Below are 16,010 nucleotides of genomic sequence, written 5' to 3'. Positions count from 1 at the left end.
ATGGCCGTTGAGTCAAGTGAGGCCAGCTCCATCGGCGCCCCATCCATCACCAGCAGCAGCATCGACTCCGACCGTCTGCGGGGGCGCCTTGAGGATCTGGCTCGGGAGCTCTCGATTTCCCGCTGGGACCTCGGGGCCGCCTGCAGCACCGACACCTCGGTGCAGGTGGACCGGGGCGAGGCCAAGCAGCTCAAGGGGGCCCAGCGCAGCTCGATCACCGTGCGGGTCTGGAACGGTGATGGGCTGGTGGGGATCACCAGCACCTCCGATCTGACCGACAGCGGCCTGGCCCGGGCCCTGGCCAGCGCCGGCGAGGCCAGCGCCTTCGGTAACCCCGAGGACACCCCCGCCTTCTCGCCCCTGGCCACGGCGCCCCTGCCCCCGCTGGAGCAACCGCTGCACGCACCCCAGGGGATCCTGCAATTGCTGGGCACCCTCAAGGAGGCCGAGCGTGACCTGCTCGGACGCCACGCCGCCATCACCACCGTTCCCTACAACGGCCTGGCGGAACGCAGCAGCGAACGCCTGTACCTCAACAGTGAGGGGGCCAGCCGCCACCAGCGGCTCACCACCGCCAGTGTCTATCTCTATGCCCGCGCCGAGGAGACGGGCCGCAAACCGCGCAGCAGCGGAGCCGTGCGCCTGGCCTACGGCGCTGATTCCCTCGACGTCGCCGGCTGCATCGACGAAGCGGCCGAGCGCACCATCCGCCACCTCGACTACGCCCCGATCGAGACCGGCTACTACACCTGCTGTTTCAGCCCCGAGGCCTTCCTTGACCTGATCGGAGCCTTCAGCAGCCTGTTCAATGCCCGCGCCGTGCTCGACGGGGTGAGCCTGAGCAAACGGGACTCCTTGGGGCAGCCCCTGGCGGTGCCCTTCTTTCAGCTCCATGACAACGGCCTCCATCCCGGCAACGTTGGCGCCAGCGCCTTTGATGGCGAAGGCACCCCCACCCGTCGTCTGGCGCTGGTGGAGAACGGGGTGCTCTCCAACTTCCTGCATTCCGAGGCCACCGCCCGGGCCTTCGGCGTGGCGCCCACGGGCCATGCGGGTCTGGGGGCGAAGGTGTCGGTCGGACCCGACTGGTTCGAAGTGGGTGCCCAGGGCGGGCAGCAGGGGCTCGATCGCCACAGCGCCGATGGGATCGTCTGGATCGATTCGCTCTCGGCCCTGCATGCGGGCGTCAAGGCCAGTCAGGGCTCCTTTTCCCTGCCCTTCGACGGCTGGCTGGTCAAAGGCGGTGAAGCCCGCTCGATCGAGGCGGCCACCGTCGCCGGTGACATCCGCTCGGTGCTCAACGGCATCGTGGGTTTTGAAGGCGCAGCCAAGATCACCCCCGATGGCCTCTGCCCCCATGTGTGGGTGGAAGGGCTCTCGATCACCGGCGACGCCTGAGGCGTCCGGCCTTGAACGTTCTGTTCTGGGGCACCCCCGCCTACGCGGTGCCCACCCTTGAGGCACTGGTGGCGGCGGGCCACGAGCTGGTGGGGGTGGTGAGTCAGCCGGATCGGCGCCGGGGTCGGGGCAAGGAGCTGGTGCCTTCGCCCGTGAAGGCCCGGGCCCTGGAACTGGGCCTGTCGGTGTTCACGCCCGAGCGGATCCGCAGGGAGCCCGCCACCCAGCAAGCCCTGGCCGCCCTCGGCGCTGAGCTGTCGGTGGTGGTGGCCTTCGGCCAGATCCTCCCCCCCGAGGTGCTGGCCCAGCCGCCCCTGGGCTGCTGGAACGGCCATGGCTCGCTGCTGCCCCGCTGGCGCGGTGCCGGCCCGATCCAATGGAGTCTGCTGGAGGGCGATGCCGTCACCGGGGTGGGGATCATGGCCATGGAGGAGGGCCTCGACACCGGGCCGGTGCTGCTCGAGCGAGCGATCCCGATCGGCCTGCTGGAGAATGCCCAGCAACTGGGGGAGCGGCTTAGCCAGCTCACGGCGGAGCTGTTCGTTGCGGCCCTGCCACGCATTGAGGCGGCCGGCCCCGGTCCCCAGGCTGAGCGCTGGGGGCGGCTGGGGGTGCGGCCCCAGGGCGAAGCCGGCCTGAGCTACGCCCGGATGCTGACCAAGGCCGATTTCAGCCTCGACTGGAGCGCTTCGGCCCTGGCCCTGCACCGCCGGGTGATGGCGCTCTACCCCGCGGCCCACACCAGCTGGCGGGGTCTGCGCCTCAAGCTGCTGGCCAGCGAGCCCCTGGTGCGGCGCCTGGCGCCCCAGCTCAGCGCTGAGGGCGCCGCCCTGGCGGAGCGTTGGGCGCCGCCTTCGGGCGCCGATCCCGTGGGGGGAGCCGCCGCCCCGGGCACGGTGCTGGAGCGGGTGGAGGCCACGGGGCTCGTGGTCGCCACCGGCGGCTGCCCACTGCTGCTCCGCGCCTCCCAGCTGGAGGGCAAGCGGGCCGCGGCCGGCCAGGCGCTGCTGCAGCAACTGGGGGCCGAGGTGGGGGAGCGGTTGGGCGAGCCGCTGGTCGAGCGCGCCCAGAACTGATCGGTGCTGAACCCCGCCCGGTTGCGCCTGATCGCCGTTGGCAAGTTGCGCAAACGCTGGGTGAGTGAGGGGGCGGCCCTTTACCTCAAGCGGCTGCCGGGGTTGCAGGTGCTGGAGCTCAAGGACTCCAACCCCGCCAGCGAAGCCCAGGCGGTCCTGGCGGCCCTGCGGCCCGATGAGCGGCTGGTGGCGCTCGCTGAGGAGGGCGAGCGGCTGGGCTCGGTGGATCTGGCCCGTCGCCTGGAGGGGTTCGGCTCCGAGCGGCTGGCCTTCGTGATCGGTGGCGCCGATGGCCTCGATCCAGCCCTCAAGGCCCGTGCCAGCTGGTTGCTGAGCCTCTCAGCGCTCACCTTTCCCCACGAACTGGCGCGCCTGTTGCTGCTGGAGCAGCTCTACCGGGCCCGCACGATCCTTCAGGAGGGCCCCTATCACCGGGGCTGAGCTGCCTGTGGGGCCTCCGCTCAACTCAGCTGGGCGATCACGCCGCTGAGGGCTAGGGCGTAGAGCACCACGCTGGTGAACACGCCAATCACGAATCCCGGAGCCCGCTGCTGAGCTGCGCGGGTGTAACCGATGGCGTAGGCGATGCGGCCGCCCACCCACACAAAGCCGAGGGCCGCCGCCAGGCGTGGATTGTTGAACAGGGCCGCCATCCACAGGGATGGCAGGAAGAAGGCCAGTTGTTCAAGGGTGTTCTGCTGCACCCGCAGCACGCGCTCGAACGCCTCAGGGCCCTGGATCGAGGGAGGTTTCACCTGGTGGGCCACCCGGGCCCGCCCCACCAGCATCGCGCTGACGAAATAGACGGCCAGGGCCAGCAGGGTGACCAGGGCTGGCAGGGCGAGGGCCTGGAGCAGGGGCGACAGGTCGCTTGGCATCTCAGCCCCTGCCCCGGGGACGGCTGTCGCGGGAGAGGGCCGCGTTGCGGGGCGAACCGCTGCCCCGCGGGGATCCCTGGGAGCCGCCGCGGCGACCGCCGCCCCCCTTGCCACGGCCACCACTGAGATCCAGGGGCGGTGCCTTGTGGATCTTGGGTTCAAAGCCCGGTACCTCCTGGCGGGGCAGGGGGGCGCCGATCACGCGCTCAATCGCCCGCAGCAGTTCATGCTCCTCGGCCGCCACCAGCGAAAGGGCATGGCCCGTCTGGCCGGCCCGGCCGGTGCGGCCGATGCGGTGCACGTAGTCCTCGGCCACGTTGGGCAGATCCAGGTTGACCACGTGGGGCAGCTGGTGGATGTCGATGCCGCGGGCGGCCAGATCCGTGGCCACCAGCACTCGCACCTCGCCGCTCTTGAAGCCGGAGAGGGCCCGGGTGCGTGCCCCCTGGCTCTTGTTGCCGTGGATGGCGGCGGCGTTGATCCCTTCGCTGGCGAGGCGGTCGGCCATGCGGTTGGCACCGTGCTTGGTGCGCGAGAACACCAGCACCTGGCGCCAGTCATTGCTGCGGATCAGGTGGCTGAGCAGGTCGCCCTTGCGGGCCATGTCACAGGGGTGCATGACCTGCTCCACCAGCGGCGCCGCCTGGTTTTCCGGGGTGGCCTGGAGCTGCACCGGGTTGTGGAGCAGACCCGTGGCCAGCCGGCGGATCTCGCCGGAGAAGGTGGCCGAGAACATCAGGTTCTGGCGCTTGGGGGGCAGCAGGGCGAGGATTTTCTGGATGTCGCGGATGAAGCCCATGTCGAGCATGCGGTCGGCTTCATCGAGCACCAGAATCTCGAGGCGGTCGAAACGGATCGCGTTCTGCTGGTAGAGGTCCATCAGCCGGCCGGGGGTGGCCACCAGCACGTCGGCGCCACGGCGCAGCCGCTGCATCTGGGGGTTGATCTTCACCCCGCCGAAGACCACATCAGCGCGCAGGTCGAGGTAGCGGCCGTAGGCCACCACGCTCTCGGCCACCTGGGCCGCCAGCTCACGGGTGGGGGTGAGCACCAGGGAGCGCACCTGGTTCTGGCGCGCCAGTGGACCGTGGCGCAGACGCTCCAGCATCGGCAGGGTGAAGCCGGCGGTCTTGCCGGTGCCCGTCTGGGCCGCCGCCATCACGTCGCGGCCGGCCAGCACGGCGGGAATGCACTGCAGCTGGATCGGAGAAGGGTGGCTGTAGCCCTTGGCGGCCACGGCCTCCAGCAGTGGTTTGGAGAGCCCCAGGTCGGCGAAATCACCGCTGGGGCTGACGCTGAGCTCAGGGCCGGCCGTTGCTCCTGGCTTGGCCTGGCGATCGGGGGGAACGCGCTCCTGTCCCGGAGCTGGGTGGGTCAGGAGGGAAATGGCGTGTACCGCAGGGTCGGCCAAGCCTAGGGGGGGAGTCGTTAACGGGGTCGATGGTGGGTGCAGCGCTCGCAGGGGCCCTCCGGCAGCACGGCGCAGCGCAGCAGCGGCGTGCGGGCGTTGTAGCGGCAGAGGGGATCGCCGATCACCCAGCCGCCATTCCACCAGCGGGCGTCGTCGGGTTGGCGCTGGGCCTTCACCTCCAGGGCGATGGCGGCCAGTTCGTAGCGGCCCTGGCGCAGGCGGTAGCGGTGCTGGCGTTGCAGCACCAGAAAACTGCGTTCCCCCAGCTGAAGCCAGCGGCCCGGATAGGGCACCTCCTCCAGTTCCACGGATTCGAGCAGGCGGTTGCTGCCTGCCTGCCGCAGTTCCACCCGCGTGGTGCTCAAGGCAGTTCAGGGCCCGTGGCCTGGGGTCCCTGGGTCAGTGGACCGGGGGGGAGTGGGCCGGGGGGGAGTTGCGCGCCCGGTTCCTCGAGCCGGCGGGAGAAGCCCCAGGCGAACAGCGCGGCCACCGTGAGCAGCAGCACCCATTCCGGCGGCACCAGGTCCTCAGCGATCAGGCGCAGCATCAGCCGCAGGCCCACCAGAGCCACCGCCAGGTAGCCGGCCTTTTCCAGGCGCTGGAAGATCGCCAACCAGCGCACGAACAGACCCGCCGTCACCCGCAGGGCCAACACACCGAAGGCCCCTCCGGCCATCACCAGCCACAGGCGATCACTGACCGCCACGGCAGCGGCCACGGAATCCAGTGAGAAGGCCAGATCGGTCACCGCCAGGGTGGCCACCACGCTGCCCAGGGTCACGGACGGGGCGTGAGCCGCTGTCGGGGCCTGCTCCGAGGCCTCACCAGCTTCCGGGGGGCCGTCGTCGTCCCTGGCCAGAAGGCTGGTGCCGGCGAGCCAGAAGAGGTAAAGGGCGGCAGCCAGCTGCAGGGGCCAGTAGTCGATCACCCACTGGGCGGCCACGATCAGCAGCAAGCGGAACACCAGGGCCAGGGCCAGGCCGAAATTGAGCGCTTGCCCCTGGCGCTGGGGGTCCTTGAGCCGGCGCGAGATCGCCGCGAGGGCGATGGCGTTGTCGGCGGAGAGCACCACCTCAAGGGCCACCAGCAGCGGCAGCAGCAACAGCACCTCACCCCATTGGTCCGCCTGGTCGATCAGGGGAGATAACGAGGTGATCGACTCCGCTTCCATCGCGTCGCAGCGGCTGCCGAAAGACGGCACTCTAGAAAAACGTTTCCTTCGGGCCGGAGCCGGTGATGCCGTTGCGCACACAACTGGTGCATGCCGAAGCCGGCCGGCGGGTGGTGCGGGCCAGTGCCTGGGAGGCGGGGGAGTGTCTCGGCAGCGCCCTGGGGGAGGCGGCCACGGCGGAGGAAGCGGAAGACCGGGCGATTGAGCGGCTCAGGCGACGCCTGGCTCTGGCGGGGGGGCCAGCGGCCCCAGCTCAGCCCGCAGCTGCGGCTCCCGCAGATCCAGCGACCAGGATCACGGCCGCGACGTCGGCTTCGGCGGCCCCGGCGAGCTCGCCGGGCTCCGGATCGGGGCGAGGCCAGATCAGGCAGCCCAGCCTGCCCTCGCCGCCGCCCGCCCACGGCGGACCTGGGGCCACGGCGGGCCCGCCCAGCTTGCCGTCCACCTCGCCGGCAGCCTCGCCGTCAGCCGCGCCAAGCGCTTCCCCCCTGCCGCCACGGCTCCAGGCTCCACCGGCGGACCTGGCGGTTCCGGGCCCGGCCGTTGCATCCGCGGCCGTTGCCGTCGCAACGCCTGGAGCCAGCGCGCCGGAGCCGCCCCCCGACCCCGAAGACTGGAGCGATGAGCTGGCCCAGGTGGAGCTGGAGCTGCAACGGCTGGGCTGGGGCCGGGAGCAGGAGGCGGCCTACCTCGAGCGCGTCTTCGGTCACCCCAGCCGCGGCCGGCTGACGCGTTATGCCGATCTAGGTGCCTACCTGGGGGTGCTGCGACGCGCACCGATCGGTGCCGATCCCGCCGCACTGCCGGCCCCCCTGCGGCGCCGGGACCTGCTGGAGCAGTCGGATCTGCTGCTGGGCCAGCTCCACTGGGAGGCCGCCCAGGGGCGGACCTTCCTGGAGCGGCACTTCGCCCTGAGCAGCCGCCAGCAGCTCAGCGATGAGCAGTTGCTGCACTTCAATCTGTTGCTGGAGGAGGAGGCGGGTGCGGGGTCTCTGGGCTGAGCTGGACTGGTCGCTGGACCCCAGTCAGACTTCTGTTGCAACCTGCGCGCCCCTGCCGGATGCCGATGCCAGCGACCGCGCCCGGGCGCTGCACCCACGGATCCCTGATCACTCCTCCAGGAACCCATGACCACGGCCGAGGGCGGCTCTGACGGCGACGCGGTCCTGATCCGCCACGGTGAGACCGCCTGGAGCCTCAGCGGCCAGCACACCAGCACCACCGACCTTCCCTTGACCGGGAACGGACGGCTGGCGGCCCAACGCCTCGCACCGGTGCTGGCAACGATGGAGTGGGCGATGGTTCTGTGCAGCCCGCGCCAGCGGGCGCTCCAGACCTGTCAGCTGGCTGGCCTGGGCGATCGGGTGCGGATCGAGGAGGATCTCGCCGAGTGGAATTACGGAGCGTTCGAGGGCCTCACATCCGCTGAGATTGACCAGCGCCATCCCGGTTGGCTGCTGTTCGAGGCTGGCGCTCCAGGGGGTGAAACCCCTCATCAGGTCGGTGAACGGGTGGATCGGGTGATCGCCAGGGTGCGGAACGCCGAAGGCCGGGTGGCCCTGTTCGCCCATGGCCATGTGCTCCGGGTGTTCGCGGCCCGTTGGATCGGCCTGCCGCCTGGCCATGGCCGCCACTTCCTGCTCAATACCTCCACGCTCTCGGTTCTTTCCTACTACCGGGGAATCCCGGCGGTGAAGGGCTGGAACGCACCGGGGGGAGAGGCCTGATCGAGAGTCACGAACAGGGCCACCAGCGAGCGGGCCTCCACCTGCAGATGGCTGCTGGTCACCACGGGGGCTGAACTCCAGTCGCTGATGTCCGCGGGTGAAGCCAGGGCGGTATCGATCCAGCGCTGCCACTGGCGCTCTTTGCTCTCCGCGGCGGGTAGTTCAAAGCGAAGCGCCTCCCAGTAGGCATTGACCATCAGGTGGATGCGGAAGCGGTTGTTGAGGCTGTGGATCGTTGTGGAGAACGAACGGGACGCCTCTGACCAATCCGGTTCCTGGACCGCCACACCGTGGAATTCGATCACGGATTCCGCCAGCAGATCGTTAAGGGAGACATGGCGCTGGTCGATCACGATGTCGCGGCGCATTCGATGGGCGATCAACGCTTTCACGAAGCGGTGGATGTCGCCATGGCGCTCCAGCAGCGACCAGTCGAACCAACTGAGCTCGTTGTCCTGGCAGTAGGGGTTGTTGTTGCCCTGCTGGCTGCGGCCCACCTCGTCGCCCATCAGCAGCATCGCCGTGCCGTTGGAGAGCATCAGCAGGGCGAGGAAGTTGCGAATCTGCTTCTGGCGCAGGGCCAGCACCCGGGGATCGTCTGTGGGGCCTTCCACCCCACAGTTCCAGCTGGCGTTGTCATTGGTGCCGTCGCGGTTGTCTTCTCCATTGGCCTCGTTGTGCTTGCCGTTGAACGACACCAGATCGGCCAGGGTGAAGCCGTCATGGCAGGTGATGAAATTGACGCTCTGCTCGGCCTCCCGTTCCTCGTGGCCATAGATGTCCGGGCTGCCCAGTAGGCGCAGGGCTGCCTTCTTCGCCATTCCGGCATCACCTTTGACGAAGCGGCGCAGGTCATCGCGGAAATGCCCGTTCCATTCCTGCCAGCTGTCGCCGATGAAACTGCCCACCTGATAGAGCCCTGCGGCGTCCCAGGCCTCGGCAATCAGCTTCGTGCCCGCCAGGGCAGGATCGGTCTCGATGTCCCAGAGCACCGGTGGCAGCGGCATCGGATCACCACGTTCATCGCGGGCCAGCACGGAAGCCAGATCGAAGCGAAAGCCATCCACGTGCATGGCTTTCACCCAATGGCGCAGGCTGTGGCGGATCAACCGCCGCACGATCGGGTGGTTGGCGTTGAGGGTGTTGCCGGTGCCGCTGAAATTGCAGTACTGACTCGGGTCGTGGTCCTCCAGCAGGTAGTAGGCCTCGTTGGCGAACCCCTTCCAGCAGAAGCTGGGTCCGCTCGCGTCTCCTTCTGCGCTGTGGTTGTAGACGACATCGAGGATCACCTCGATGCCGGCCCGGTGCAGGGCCTTCACCATGTCGCGGAATTCATCGAGTGGCCCCAGCGCCTCCCGGTTGGAGCTGTAGGCGGCATGGGGGGCAAAAAAGGAAATGGGTGAGTACCCCCAGTAATTGGTTTGGCCTGCTGGGGCATCGAGGGGATCGAAGGCGAACACCGGCAGCAACTCCACCGCCGTGATGCCCAGATCCCGCAGGTAGGGAATCTTTTCGATCAACCCCGCATAGGTGCCGGCTTGTTCGGGCGCCACCCCTGAACTCGGATGGCGCGTGAAGCCGCCCACATGGAGCTCATAGATGATGGTTTCCCTGCGGGGCCGCCGCAGGGGGCGATCACCCTCCCAGTCGTAGCGCTCTGGATCGACCACGATCGACTTCATCGCTACGGCCAGGTCATGGCCGCTGGGATCGTTCTCGCTTCGCCGGTGGCCCGGTGGTGTCGCGACCGCTAGCCCGTAGGGATCAAGCAGCAGCTGGCGAGCATCAAAGCGAAGACCCCGCTCCGGCTGCCAGGGACCATGGACCCGGTAGCCGTAGAGCTGGCGCTCGCCGATGCCTGGAACCAGGCAGTGCCAGTAGTGGTAGGTGCGGTGCAGGGCGGGATCGAGTTCGAAGATCTGCGAGGGCTCAGCGTCCGTTTCGTGATCAAACAGCAGCAATTCGATCCGATCGGCGTATTTGGAATAGACGTTGAAATTGACCCCATCCCCGGCGAGCGAGGCCCCGAGCCTGGCCGTGTCACCGGGCTTGGGGCTTGTTGTTGCACCACCCATGGCAGAGCACAACCCAGAATCTTGACCCTACCGCTGGCGATGACGTCTGTCCCAGCAGCGGCGAGGCCCCTTCATCTCCGGCAATTCGCCCTCAGCAACGCCACCCCCAGCTCCAGCTGCTGCTGGTTGCTGTAGGCCTCCCGCTCAAGCAGCCGCTGGTTGGCCGACAGGCCGGCATAGACGGGGCTGGCCAGAAAGCGCTCGACGGCAGGGGTGGAGGCGGTGGGCAGCCCGAGGGGTTGGGGCATGGCCCGCAGGCTGCCGCTGCGGCAACTCTGGGCCACGTGGATGGCCTCGTGGTTGATCACTTTGGCGAATTCCGAGCTCCCCTTGGCAGGCACATCGGGGCGGATGCGCAGGATGCCGGCCCGTGGTTCCCATTCCCCCGCCGCCCCTGCCTTGCGCGTCGGACCGAAGACCACCAGCACCCCCCGGGAGCGCAGTTCACCCAGCTGCGCCGCGATCGCCGCCCGTTCGCGATCGAAGCGGGGCGGGTAGAGGATCAGCAACTTGATCTGCTCGATGTCCAGCGGCGGGTCGTCCTGGCGGCGCTTGTAGGTGTATCGGATGCCGCCACCCGGCAGGCTCTGGGCCCGGGGCCGCCAACTCTCATCGGCTTGATCCAAGACGGCCATCAAGGCGCTGTCGTTGGCGGGTTTGAGCGGGCGATCGTCGGGCCGGGGCTGGGCCTTGAAGGTCTGGGTGCTGGAGAAGGCGGTGATTGCCGCCGCCCCCACGGCCGCGAACACCGCCAGGGCGACCAGGGCCTTGAGCGGACTGGGGGCCCGCTGCGTCTGGAGCGGTCGTCCGCAGTGGTGGCAGATCCGCGTCCCGTCGCTGCTGCGGGCGGTGCGCAGGGGCTGGGAGCGGCAGGCGGGGCAGCGGTCGATGCTCATGGCGGTGCGGCCGGATCCAAGGGTTCCCGTCCGCCGGCCCTCATTCTGGCGGTCTGGTTGCGAAGATCGTCCCTCGATCCCGCCGCTGTCCCGATGCCCCTCACCGCCCTGGTGCGCCAGCTGGAGCAGGTGCCCCTCACCGGTGAGGTGCAGGCCCGCATCGAGCGGCCCGAGCGCCTCAGCCTTCGAGGCGCCGGCCGGGCCGCCCGGGCGCTGGTCAGCTCGGCCCTGGCACGCCAGCGGCGCGCGCCGCTGCTGGTGGTGGTGCCCACCCTGGAGGAGGCGGGCCGCTGGACGGCGTTGCTGGAGCTGATGGGCTGGCCGACGGCCCAGCTCTATCCCACCAGCGAAGGTTCGCCCTACGAGCCCTTTGATCCCACCAGCGAGATCACCTGGGGGCAGCTGCAGGTGCTGGCGGAGCTGGTGGGCCCCAACCCCTGGCAGGGCGCGATCGTCGCCACCGAGCGCGCCCTGCAGCCCCATCTGCCGCCGCCGCAGGCGCTGGCGTCCCAGTGCCTGACCCTGGCCAAGGGGGCCACGGTCGATCTGGAGGAGCTGGCGGAGACCCTGGCGCGGCTGGGCTACGAGCGGGTGCCCACGATCGAGCAGGAGGGCACCTGGAGCCGTCGCGGCGACATCGTCGACCTGTTTCCGGTCAGCGCCGAGCTGCCGGTGCGGCTGGAATTCTTTGGCGAGGAACTCGAGAAGCTGCGGGAGTTCGATCCCGCCAGCCAGCGCTCCCTCGATCCAATCGAGGTGGTGCGGCTCACCCCCACGGGCTACGGGCCCCTGGTGGCGGAGGCCCTGCGCGAGGCCATGCCCGAGGGGCTCGAAGCCCTGCTCAGCCCCGAAGCGCTGGAGCAGTTGCTGGAGGGGGGCACCCCCGAGGGGATGCGCCGGCTGATGGGGCTGGCCTGGGGACGGCCCGCCTCGCTGCTCGATTACCTGAGCGAAGCCACCCTGGTGGCCGTCGATGAGCGGCGCCAGTGCCTGGCCCACGGCCAGCAGTGGTTCGATCACGCCGCTTCGCATCACGGGGAGTTCCCTCAGCTTCCGCCCTTGCATTGGCCGCCGGCCGAGGCCCTAGGGGCGGCGGCGGCCTTCGCGGGCTTTGATCTCTCGGAGCTGGCCGAAACCGACGGCCACCCCAATGCCTTTGATCTGGCCAGCCGGCCGGTGCCCGCCCACCCCAACCAGTTCGGCCGCCTGGCGGCCCTGGTGAAGGGCTACCAAATCGAGAAGGCGCGGGTGTGGCTGCTCTCGGCCCAGCCCTCCCGCGCCGTGGCCCTGCTGGAGGAGCACGACTGCATCGCCCGCTTCGTGCCCAATGCCGCCGACTGGCCGGCGATCGATCGGCTGGTGGAGCAGGGCACCCCCGTGGCGCTCAAGCTCAAGGGCACCGCCGAGCTCGAAGGGCTGCAATTGCCGGCCTGGAAGCTGGTTCTGCTCAGCGACCGGGAGTTCTTTGGTCAGCACTCCCTGGCGGCCAGTGGCTACGTGCGCCGGCGGCGCAAGGCGGCCAGCCGCACGGTGGACCCGCTCAAGATGGTGCCGGGCGATTTCGTGGTGCACCGCAACCACGGCATCGGCCGCTTCCTGAAGCTGGAAAAACTCGCCCTCAGCGGCGAGTCCCGCGACTATCTGGTGGTGCAGTACGCCGACGGCACCCTGCGGGTGGCCGCCGACCAGCTGGGCAGCCTCGGCCGCTACCGCGCCAGCACCGACGCCCCGCCGGAGCTCAACCGCATGGGCGGGGTGGCCTGGGCCAAGGCCAAGGAGCGCGCCCTCAAGGCCGTGCGCAAGGTGGCCCTCGATCTGGTCAAGCTCTACGCCGAGCGCCACCAGGCGCCGGGCTTCGCCTTCCCCCCCGATGGCCCCTGGCAGCTGGAGCTCGAAGACTCCTTCCCCTATGAGCCCACCCCCGACCAGCTCAAGGCGATCGTCGAGGTGAAACGCGACATGGAGGCCGCCCAACCGATGGACCGGCTCGTCTGCGGTGATGTGGGCTTCGGCAAGACCGAGGTGGCGATCCGCTCGATCTTCAAGGCCGTCACCGCCGGCAAGCAGTGCGCCCTGCTCGCCCCCACCACCGTTCTGGCCCAGCAGCACTGGCGCACCCTTTCAGAGCGCTTCGCCCCCTACCCGCTCAAGGTGGCGCTGCTCAACCGCTTCCGCACCGCCGCCGAGCGCAGGACGATCCTCGAGGGCCTCGCCGCCGGCACCATTGATGTGGTGGTCGGCACCCACCAGCTGCTGGGCAAGGGCACCAACTTCCAGCAGCTGGGGCTTCTGGTGGTGGATGAGGAGCAGCGCTTCGGGGTGAACCAGAAGGAAAAGATCAAGGCGCTGCGAAAAGACGTGGACGTGCTCACGCTCAGCGCCACGCCGATCCCCCGCACCCTCTACATGAGCCTTTCCGGGGTGCGTGAGATGAGCCTGATCACCACCCCGCCGCCCCTGCGGCGTCCGATCAAGACCCACCTGGCCGCCCTTGATGGCGAGGCGGTGCGCAGCGCCATCCGCCAGGAGCTCGACCGCGGCGGCCAGGTGTTCTATGTGGTGCCGCGGGTGGAGGGGATCGAGGACGTGGCGGGCCAGTTGCGGGAGATGCTGCCGGGGTTGAAGCTGCAGGTGGCCCATGGCCAGATGCCCGAGGGCGAGCTGGAGAGCGCCATGGTGGCGTTCAACGCCGGTGAGGCCGATGTGATGCTCTGCACCACGATCATCGAGAGCGGCCTGGATATTCCCCGGGTGAACACGATCCTGGTGGAGGACGCCCACAAATTCGGCCTCGCCCAGCTCTATCAGTTGCGCGGCCGCGTGGGCCGCAGCGGCATCCAGGCCCATGCCTGGCTGTTCTATCCCGGTGACGCCTCGCTTTCCGAGGCGGCGCGCCAGCGCCTGCGGGCGATCCAGGAATTCGCCCAGCTGGGCTCCGGCTACCAGCTGGCCATGCGTGACATGGAGATCCGCGGCGTCGGCAATCTGCTCGGGGTGGAGCAGAGCGGCCAGATGGAGGTGATCGGCTTCGACCTCTACATGGAGATGCTGCAGGAATCGCTGGCCGAGATCCAGGGCCAGGACATCCCTGTGGTGGATGACACCCAGATCGATCTGCCGATCACGGCCTTCATTCCCGCCGATTGGATCAGCGAAGGCGACGAGAAGATGGCCGCCTACCGCTCGGTGGCGGGTTGCAGCAGCAAAGGCGAACTGCTGGAGCTGGCGGCCGCCTGGATCGACCGTTATGGCGCCCTGCCGTCCCCGGTGCAGGCGCTGCTGCAGCTGATGGAGCTCAAGCTGCTGGCCAAGCGCTGCGGCTTTTCGCGCCTCAGGGCCGAACAACCCAATTTGGTGCTCGAAACGCCGATGGAGGAGCCCGCCTTCCGGCTGCTGCGCCAGGGCCTGCCCCAGCACCTGCATGGGCGCTTGGTGTATCAGGGGGGCTCCGGCAGCACCGCCAAGGTGCTGGCCCGGGGGCTGAGCGTGCTCCCTTTCGAGAAGCAGCTCGACACCTTGATGGAGTGGCTGCAGGCGATGGCGGAGCAGATCCCTGGGGCCGATGGCTTGAGCGAAGCCCAGCGGGCGGAGGCTCTCAAGGCCAAGAATGCCGAGGTGCTGGCTGTTTGAGCAGATCAGCTGTTTGAGCAGACGGGCTGCTGGGGGAGGCTGGAGCTGGGGGAGCGCCCCATCCTCATTTGGCGCAATATGGCGTTACAATTCAGGTCATTCGTTAACAGGAGTTTTCCATGGGTGAGTTGCTGCAGGGATCCAGTGCTGTGACCAGCGGCTTCAGCCTGGTGTCCGCCCTGGTGAGCGTGGCGGCCCTGGGCCTGTTCGCCCTGTTCCAGAACTCCAGCGAAAACGACGACGACGACTCCACTCCCGGCGGCGGCCTGATGCAGCCGGTGGCCTGAGGCGCAGGGCCTCGCCGACGTCCAGCGGTCGGCTGGCCCCGCAGAGATGCCTTTGATCCCCTGACCTATTTGGTGCCTAGGGCCTCCGGCAGGTTCGCACTGGTGGGGTTGTAGACCCTTTTGGCATTGCCACCGGCGGCCTGCACCTTCTTGAGCAGGGTGGTCTCTGCCGCCCGGTACTGGCTGTCCTTGCGGGTGCCGATGTCTTCGAACTTGAGCTTCTGGGCGTCAAGGTCGCTGAGCTTGGCGGACACATCCGGGGCGATGCCGTGGTGGTGGATGTCGCGGCCGCTGGGGGTGAGGTACTTGGCGATGGTGACGGTCATGCCGGAGCCATCGGAGAGCCCCCGCACCGACTGCACCAGCCCCTTGCCAAAGGTCTTCTGGCCCACCAGCACGGCGCGTTTGTTGTCCTGCAGGGCACCCGAGAGGATCTCGCTGGCGCTGGCGGAGCCCTCGTTGACCAGGATCACCAGGGGACGCTTGGTGAGGGCGCGACCGTTGGCGCGCTTGATGTCCTGGATGCCGTCACGGGTCTTGGTGGAGACGATGATTCCTTCATCGAGCCACTGACGGGCGATGGCGATGCTGGCCATCAGCAGCCCGCCGGGGTTGCTGCGCAGATCGAGCACGTAGCCCTGGACGTTCTTGGTCTCCAGATCCTTCACCGCCGCGGCCATGTCCTTGGCGGCGTTGGCGTTGAACTGCTTGAGGCGGATGTAGCCCACCTTGGAGCCATCGGGGGCGGTGTTGATCTGATGCTCCACCGCGTGCAGTTCGATGCGCTCGCGCATCAGTGGTGTGTCGAGCAACTGCCCCTTGCGACGCAGCTGGATCACCACCTTGGTGCCGGCCTGGCCACGGATCAGCTTGACCGCGTCCTCGGTGGTCATGCCCTTGGTGCTCTTGCCGTCGATCGAGACGATCACGTCCTTGGGCTGCACGCCGGCCCGCGAGGCCGGGGACCCATCGATCGGAGAGACCACCACCAGTTCCTTAGTGTCCTTGTCGAGGCTCAGCTGGATGCCCACCCCGGAGAGCTCGCCGGAGGTGTCGATCTGCATCTCCTTGAACTCCCGCGGATCCAAAAAGCGGGTGTAAGGGTCATCGAGGGTCTGAAGCATGCCCCGGATCGCCTCGTAGCTTTCCTTGGTGCTGCCGTAACTCTTGGCGAGAATCTCCTGGCGTAGTTTGCGCCATTGCTCGGGGGTGTATTTACCGGTGGTGTCGAGATAGTCGCGGAAGACGATCTGCCACGCCTGGTCCATCACCTCCTTGGGGCTGTCATTGATCAGGCTGGCCAGACTGGGTGGCACGAAGCTGCGGCCTCCCACCAGGGCGGTGGCGGCAAAGGTGCCCACTCCGGCCAGCACGATCAGGGTGGTGCGACCTTTGACCATCGTGAGCAGGCTCCGGAGCCTTGAGAGTGCCATCAAGCTAGTCCCCGCAGCGGGGGCCGCC

Annotated in this window: 14 protein-coding genes; 7 read left to right on the top strand and 7 right to left on the bottom strand. The window is 68.7% G+C overall.

Translation table 11 applies throughout. The features are described 5' to 3' along the window. The 3 genes from KBZ13_RS00355 to KBZ13_RS00345 are packed head-to-tail and all read left to right on the top strand — an operon-like array spanning position 1 to position 2,915. Positions 1-1,398 (top strand): TldD/PmbA family protein, encoded by a 1,398-nt coding sequence (locus KBZ13_RS00355; protein ID WP_255004978.1) that lies wholly within the window; start codon positions 1-3, stop codon positions 1,396-1,398. 11 nt (positions 1,399-1,409) lie between these two features. After that, on the top strand, positions 1,410-2,474 hold the full coding sequence (locus tag KBZ13_RS00350) for a methionyl-tRNA formyltransferase (RefSeq protein ID WP_255004975.1): 1,065 nt from the start codon (positions 1,410-1,412) through the stop codon (positions 2,472-2,474). Positions 2,475-2,480: 6 nt separating this feature from the next. Next, a complete protein-coding gene (locus tag KBZ13_RS00345; protein ID WP_255005790.1) occupies positions 2,481-2,915 on the top strand; it encodes a 23S rRNA (pseudouridine(1915)-N(3))-methyltransferase RlmH in 435 nt (144 codons plus the stop codon). A gap of 20 nt (positions 2,916-2,935) precedes the next feature. Here KBZ13_RS00345 and KBZ13_RS00340 read toward each other — a convergent pair whose 3' ends face one another. The 4 genes from KBZ13_RS00340 to KBZ13_RS00325 all read right to left on the bottom strand — a co-directional run bounded on the left by KBZ13_RS00340 (position 2,936) and on the right by KBZ13_RS00325 (position 5,934). Continuing rightward, positions 2,936-3,352 carry an MAPEG family protein gene (locus KBZ13_RS00340; RefSeq protein WP_255004972.1) on the bottom strand — a complete coding sequence of 139 codons (417 nt, stop codon included), beginning with the start codon at positions 3,350-3,352 and terminating at the stop codon, positions 2,936-2,938. Position 3,353: 1 nt separating this feature from the next. After that, positions 3,354-4,598 (bottom strand): DEAD/DEAH box helicase, encoded by a 1,245-nt coding sequence (locus tag KBZ13_RS00335; protein WP_255005788.1) that lies wholly within the window; start codon positions 4,596-4,598, stop codon positions 3,354-3,356. Between the two features lie 182 nt (positions 4,599-4,780). Continuing rightward, entirely contained in the window at positions 4,781-5,128 is a 348-nt protein-coding gene (locus tag KBZ13_RS00330) for a DUF6464 family protein (RefSeq protein ID WP_255004971.1), read from the bottom strand. Next, positions 5,125-5,934: a TerC family protein gene (locus tag KBZ13_RS00325; RefSeq protein ID WP_255005778.1), complete on the bottom strand. Its 810-nt coding sequence runs from the start codon at positions 5,932-5,934 to the stop codon at positions 5,125-5,127. The genes KBZ13_RS00330 and KBZ13_RS00325 overlap by 4 nt, the downstream gene beginning before the upstream one ends. Before the next feature lie 65 nt (positions 5,935-5,999). Here KBZ13_RS00325 and KBZ13_RS00320 point away from each other — a divergent pair, with 65 nt between their 5' ends. Both KBZ13_RS00320 and KBZ13_RS00315 read left to right on the top strand, forming a co-directional pair. Next, the gene (locus KBZ13_RS00320; RefSeq protein WP_255004969.1) at positions 6,000-6,935 is read left to right on the top strand and encodes a hypothetical protein; all 936 of its coding nucleotides are present in this window, start codon (positions 6,000-6,002) and stop codon (positions 6,933-6,935) included. Positions 6,936-7,061: 126 nt separating this feature from the next. Beyond that, the gene (locus KBZ13_RS00315) at positions 7,062-7,661 is read left to right on the top strand and encodes a histidine phosphatase family protein (protein ID WP_255004964.1); all 600 of its coding nucleotides are present in this window, start codon (positions 7,062-7,064) and stop codon (positions 7,659-7,661) included. Here the strand turns inward: KBZ13_RS00315 and glgX are convergent. Continuing rightward, the gene (gene glgX / locus KBZ13_RS00310) at positions 7,607-9,736 is read right to left on the bottom strand and encodes a glycogen debranching protein GlgX (RefSeq protein ID WP_255004961.1); all 2,130 of its coding nucleotides are present in this window, start codon (positions 9,734-9,736) and stop codon (positions 7,607-7,609) included. The two genes, KBZ13_RS00315 and glgX, sit on opposite strands and share 55 nt — an antisense overlap. 71 nt (positions 9,737-9,807) lie before the next feature. Continuing rightward, on the bottom strand, positions 9,808-10,632 hold the full coding sequence (locus KBZ13_RS00305; protein WP_255004957.1) for a hypothetical protein: 825 nt from the start codon (positions 10,630-10,632) through the stop codon (positions 9,808-9,810). Between the two features lie 93 nt (positions 10,633-10,725). Here KBZ13_RS00305 and mfd point away from each other — a divergent pair, with 93 nt between their 5' ends. Further along, a complete protein-coding gene (gene mfd, locus KBZ13_RS00300) occupies positions 10,726-14,262 on the top strand; it encodes a transcription-repair coupling factor (RefSeq protein WP_255004956.1) in 3,537 nt (1,178 codons plus the stop codon). 119 nt (positions 14,263-14,381) lie between these two features. Further along, positions 14,382-14,549 (top strand): hypothetical protein, encoded by a 168-nt coding sequence (locus KBZ13_RS00295; RefSeq protein WP_255004955.1) that lies wholly within the window; start codon positions 14,382-14,384, stop codon positions 14,547-14,549. Positions 14,550-14,614: 65 nt separating this feature from the next. On the opposite strand, the gene KBZ13_RS00290 is transcribed toward KBZ13_RS00295, so the two are convergent. Continuing rightward, complete coding sequence (locus tag KBZ13_RS00290; RefSeq protein WP_255004953.1) at positions 14,615-15,982, bottom strand: S41 family peptidase; 1,368 nt, start codon at positions 15,980-15,982, stop codon at positions 14,615-14,617. Between the last annotated feature and the right edge of the window lie 28 nt (positions 15,983-16,010).

The sequence above is a fragment of the Cyanobium sp. ATX 6F1 genome (assembly GCF_024346315.1).
In the GTDB taxonomy this organism is placed as follows: Bacteria; Cyanobacteriota; Cyanobacteriia; order PCC-6307; family Cyanobiaceae; genus ATX-6F1.
The sequence above is the reverse complement of the archived record's forward strand: the minus strand, read 5'-3'. Positions and strand labels throughout refer to the sequence as shown.

What these genes read in the sequence shown, in the direction of transcription:
- KBZ13_RS00355 (WP_255004978.1), top strand. Translation starts at nt 1, where the DNA reads ATGGCCGTTGAGTCAAGTGAGGCCAGCTCCATCGGCGCCCCATCCATC.
- KBZ13_RS00340 (WP_255004972.1), bottom strand. Translation starts at nt 3,352, where the DNA reads ATGCCAAGCGACCTGTCGCCCCTGCTCCAGGCCCTCGCCCTGCCAGCC.
- KBZ13_RS00325 (WP_255005778.1), bottom strand. Translation starts at nt 5,934, where the DNA reads ATGGAAGCGGAGTCGATCACCTCGTTATCTCCCCTGATCGACCAGGCG.
- KBZ13_RS00320 (WP_255004969.1), top strand. Translation starts at nt 6,000, where the DNA reads ATGCCGTTGCGCACACAACTGGTGCATGCCGAAGCCGGCCGGCGGGTG.
- KBZ13_RS00315 (WP_255004964.1), top strand. Translation starts at nt 7,062, where the DNA reads ATGACCACGGCCGAGGGCGGCTCTGACGGCGACGCGGTCCTGATCCGC.
- glgX (WP_255004961.1), bottom strand. Translation starts at nt 9,736, where the DNA reads ATGGGTGGTGCAACAACAAGCCCCAAGCCCGGTGACACGGCCAGGCTC.
- KBZ13_RS00305 (WP_255004957.1), bottom strand. Translation starts at nt 10,632, where the DNA reads ATGAGCATCGACCGCTGCCCCGCCTGCCGCTCCCAGCCCCTGCGCACC.
- mfd (WP_255004956.1), top strand. Translation starts at nt 10,726, where the DNA reads ATGCCCCTCACCGCCCTGGTGCGCCAGCTGGAGCAGGTGCCCCTCACC.
- KBZ13_RS00295 (WP_255004955.1), top strand. Translation starts at nt 14,382, where the DNA reads ATGGGTGAGTTGCTGCAGGGATCCAGTGCTGTGACCAGCGGCTTCAGC.
- KBZ13_RS00290 (WP_255004953.1), bottom strand. Translation starts at nt 15,982, where the DNA reads ATGGCACTCTCAAGGCTCCGGAGCCTGCTCACGATGGTCAAAGGTCGC.